This is a genomic window from Elioraea sp. Yellowstone, assembly GCF_006704265.1.
Lineage (GTDB): Bacteria > Pseudomonadota > Alphaproteobacteria > Acetobacterales > Acetobacteraceae > Elioraea.
In genome coordinates this window covers 1-4,348 of record NZ_VIKA01000210.1, presented here as the reverse complement: position 1 = coordinate 4,348, position 4,348 = coordinate 1, and the positions used below count along the sequence as shown (strand labels likewise).

The window sequence follows — 4,348 nt, the reverse complement described above, 5'->3', positions numbered from 1 at the left end:
GCCGCCGGAGCTGCGCAACCGCCTCGCGGCGCTCGCGATCGAGAACGCCAATTCCGCCGCCGCGGTCGCCCTGCTCGACGAGCGCTGGCGCCGCCGCCCGGTCGGGCTGATGGCCGGCGCGGCCGAGACCGCCGAGCAGCCGCTGCTCGGCCCGCTCTACTACCTCGACCGCGCGCTCGCGCCGTTCACCGAGCTGCGCCGCGGCTCGGTGCGCGAGCTGCTCGCGCGCGAGATCGCGGTGATCGTGCTGGCCGACGTGGACACCCTGACGCCGGCCGAGACCGTCGACCTCGAGCGCTGGGTCGAGGAGGGCGGCGTGCTGGTCCGCTTCGCCGGCCCGCGGCTCGCGGCACGGCCCGACCGGCTGCTGCCCGTGCGGCTGCGCGGCGGCGACCGCCAGCTCGGCGGCGCGCTCTCCTGGCAGCAGCCCGCGCGCCTGGCGCCCTTCCCCGACGAGAGCCCCTTCGCCGGGCTCGCGGTCCCGGCGGATGTGCGCGTCACCCGCCAGGTGCTGGCCGAGCCCTCGCTCGATCTCGCGCGCCGCACCTGGGCCCGGCTCGCCGACGGCACGCCGCTGGTGACCGGCGAGACGCGCGGGCGCGGCGCGATCGTGCTGTTCCACGTCACCGCCAACACGGAGTGGTCGACCCTGCCGCTCTCGGGTCTGTTCGTGCAGATGCTGCAGCGGCTGGTGCAGCTCTCGGCCGGCGTCGCCGCGGCGGCGGGCGATGCGGTGCTCGCCCCCTTCGAGACGCTGGACGGCTTCGGCCGGCTCTCCGCGCCTTCGGCCTTCGCCACCGGGATCGCGGCCGCGGCGATCGACGCGACGGTGCCCTCGCCGCGGCATCCGCCGGGCTTCTACGGGCCGGATGCGGCGCGGCGCGCGCTCAATCTCGGCGCCGCGGTCGGCCGGCCGGTCCCGCTCGTCGTGCCGGAGGGGGCAGCGCTCAGGCCGCTCGGCGAGCAGGCGGCCTCGCGGGACCTGAGGCCCTGGCTGCTCGGCGCGGCGCTCCTGCTGCTGACCCTCGACCTGGTGCTGGCGCTCTGGCTGCGCGGGCTGATCCGGCCGCTGCCCGCGGCGCGCGCGGCAGCGCTCCTGGCTGCGCTCGCGCTCCTGCCCGCGCCCGCCCGCGCCCAGGTCGAGCCGATGCAGGCCGCGCTCGAGACGCGCCTCGCCTTCGTCGTCACCGGCCAGCCGCAGATCGATGCCGTCTCGCGCGCCGGCCTCGTCGGCCTGACCGACTTCGTCAACCGCCGCACCGCCGCCCAGCTCGCCGAGCCGATGGGCGTGACGCCGGGGGTGGACGACCTCTCGTTCTTCCCGCTGCTCTACTGGCCGGTGACCGCCGAGCAGGCCGCGCTCGACCAGGCGGGCACGGACGCGATCAACGCCTTCATGGCGGCAGGCGGGATCGTGCTGTTCGACACCCGCGACGCGGGCTCCGGCCAGGGCATGAACGCCGGCGCGGAGGCCGCGCTGCGCCGCGTCACGCGCGGGCTGTCGATCCCGCCGCTCGCCCCCGTGCCGGCGGATCACGTGCTGACCCGCGCCTTCTACCTGCTCACCGACTTCCCCGGCCGCTGGATCGGCGGCCAGGTCTGGGTGCAGCGCGACCAGGACCGCGCCAATGACAGCGTCAGCCCCGTGATCATCGGCGGGCACGACTGGGCGGCGGCCTGGGCGATCGACGCGGCCGGGCGCAACCCCTATGCCGCCGTGCCGGGCGGGGCGCGGCAGCGGCTGCTGGCGTACCGGTTCGGCGTCAACCTGGTCATGTACGCGCTCACCGGCAACTACAAGGGTGACCAGGTGCACGTGCCGATCATCCTCGAGCGGCTGGGGCAGTAGCGATGCAGGGCACGCGCGCGCTCGCGGCCGTCGTGTTCGATCCGCTGCTGCCGCTGCCGCTGTTCGCGCTGCTCGCCGCCCTCGCTGCCGCGGCGGTCGGGCTCGCGCTGTGGCGGCGCGCGCGCGGGGCGTGGCTGCGCGGCTTCGCCGCGCTGGTGCTGGTGCTGGCGCTCGCCAATCCGCGCCTCGTCCAGGAGACGCGGCAGGGGCTGACCGACATCGCCGTGCTGCTGGTGGACGAGACCGCGAGCCAGCGCGTGGGCGCGCGCGCCGCGGAGACGGCCGCCGCCCGGCGCGAGCTCGAGGCCCGCGCGCGCGGCCTCGAGGCGCTCGAGCTGCGCACCGTCACCGTGCCGGAGACGGGCAGCGCGGGGACGCGGCTGTTCGAGGCGCTCGCCCGCGCCCTGGCCGAGATCCCGCGCGGCCGCTTCGCCGGCACGCTCGCGCTGACGGACGGCCAGATCCACGACACGCCCGGCGACGATCCGGCGGCGATCGCCGAGGCGACCGGCGGCGCGCCGTTCCACCTGCTGCTCACCGGCCGGCCGGGCGAGACCGACCGGCGCGTGCGCGTGCTCCAGGCGCCGCCCTTCGGCATCGTCGGCCGCAGCGTCGAGGTGCGCGTCACGGTCGAGGATCTCGGCGGCGCCCCGGACGGCCGCCCGGTGATGCTGACGGAGCGCCGCGACGGGGCGGCGCCGCGGCGCACGCCGGTGACGCCCGGGCGCGAGCATGTCATCGCGGTGCCGATCGAGCGCGCCGGGCGCAGCGTGATCGAGATCGAGGCCGAGGAGCGGCCGGGCGAGGTCAGCCTGATCAACAACCGCGTCGTGGTCGAGATCAACGGCGTGCGCGACCGGCTCCGCGTCCTCCTCGTCTCGGGCGAGCCGCATGCCGGCCAGCGCACCTGGCGGCGCCTGCTCAAGGCCGATCCGAATGTCGATCTCGTCCACTTCACCATCCTGCGCCCGCCCGAGAAGGACGACCTGACGCCGCTCTCGGAGCTCGCGCTGATCGCCTTCCCGGTGCGCGAGCTGTTCCAGGTGAAGCTGCGCGAGTTCGACCTCATCATCTTCGACCGCTTCACCAACCGCGGCATCCTGCCGCCCATCTACCTGCGCAACATCGCCGACTACGTGCGCGCGGGCGGCGCGCTGCTGATGAGCGTCGGCCCCGAATTCGTCGGCCCGGCGAGCCTCTACAACACCGCCCTCGGCCAGGTCCTGCCGGCGAGCCCGACGGGCCGGGTGGTCGAGATGCCCTACCGCGCGCGCGTCACCGAGCTCGGCGAGCGGCATCCGATCACGGCGGCGCTGCCGGGCGCCAACATGGGCGAGGCCGAGCCGGCCTGGGGCCGCTGGTACCGCCGCATCGAGGCGACCCCGCCGCGCGGCCAGGTGCTGATGAGCGGGCCGGGCGAGGAGCCGCTGCTGATCGCCGACCGGGTGGGCGAGGGGCGGGTCGCGCTGCTGCTCACCGACCAGATCTGGCTCTGGAGCCGCAACCACGACGGCGGCGGGCCGCAGGGCGAGATCCTGCGCCGCGTCGCGCACTGGCTGATGAAGGAGCCCGACCTCGAGGAGGAGGATCTGCGCGTCCATGTCGAGGGCGAGCGGCTGATCGTGGAGCGGCGCTCGATCGCCGAGGGGCCGCCGCCGGAGCTCACCCTGACCTCGCCGACCGGCGCGGTCTCGATCCATCGCGCGGAGCCGGCCGGGCCGGGCCGGGCGATCCTGGAGCTGCCGGCCGCCGAGCCCGGGGTGTGGCGCGTGAGCGACGGCACCCGCTTCGCCTTCGGCGCGGCCGGCGCAGCGAACCCGCTCGAGATCGCCGATCTGCGCGCCTCCGCCGAGCCGGCCGGAGCCGCGGCGGCGCGCTCGGGCGGGGCGGTGCTGTGGCTGGCCGAGGGGCTGCCGGAGCTGCGCCGGGTGCTGCCGGAGCGGAGTTCGCGCGGACAGGGCTGGGTGGGGCTGCGACGCAACCGCGATCACGTCGTCACGGGGGTGGCCGACCTGCCGCTGATGCCGCCCTGGGCGGCGCTGCTCCTGGTGCTGGGCAGCGCGGTCTGGGCGTGGCGGCGCGAGGGGCGGTGATCCCGCCCCGGATCCGCGCTATCACCCGCGGATGATCGCTCGCTCCGCCCTCGGCCTCCTGGCCCTCCTGTCCGCCCTGCCGGCGCTCGCCCAGGCCCCGCGGCCCGGCGCGCCGGCCGCCGTCCCCGCACCCGAGGCCGCCGCCAACCCGACCGAGGCGCTGTTCAACGCGATCAATCTCGGCGACCTCGACCAGGTGCGCGCGGCGGTCGGCGCCGGGGCGGATACCGGCGCGCGCAACGTGCTGGGCCTGACGCCGCTCGATCTTGCGATCGATCTCGGACATGCGGACATCGCCTTCTACCTGATGTCGCTCGGCCGGGTGAGCAGCCGCCCGTCCGCGCCGGCGCCGGCCGTCTCGGCGCCGCCCTCCCGCGCGGTGCAGCCGCGGAGCCCGGTGACCGCG

Annotated in this window: 2 protein-coding genes and 1 pseudogene; all 3 read left to right on the top strand. The window is 76.5% G+C overall.

Annotation, left to right across the window (positions count from 1 at the left end; translation table 11 throughout):
* On the top strand, positions 1–1,849 hold a 1,849-nt coding region (locus FK498_RS17600), incomplete at its 5' end, for a DUF4159 domain-containing protein (RefSeq protein WP_141856869.1).
* Between the two features lie 2 nt (positions 1,850–1,851).
* Entirely contained in the window at positions 1,852–3,942 is a 2,091-nt protein-coding gene (locus tag FK498_RS17595; RefSeq protein WP_141856867.1) for a hypothetical protein, read from the top strand.
* Positions 3,943–3,973: 31 nt separating this feature from the next.
* Positions 3,974–4,348 (top strand): annotated as a pseudogene (locus FK498_RS17590) (ankyrin repeat domain-containing protein); the annotation flags it as partial.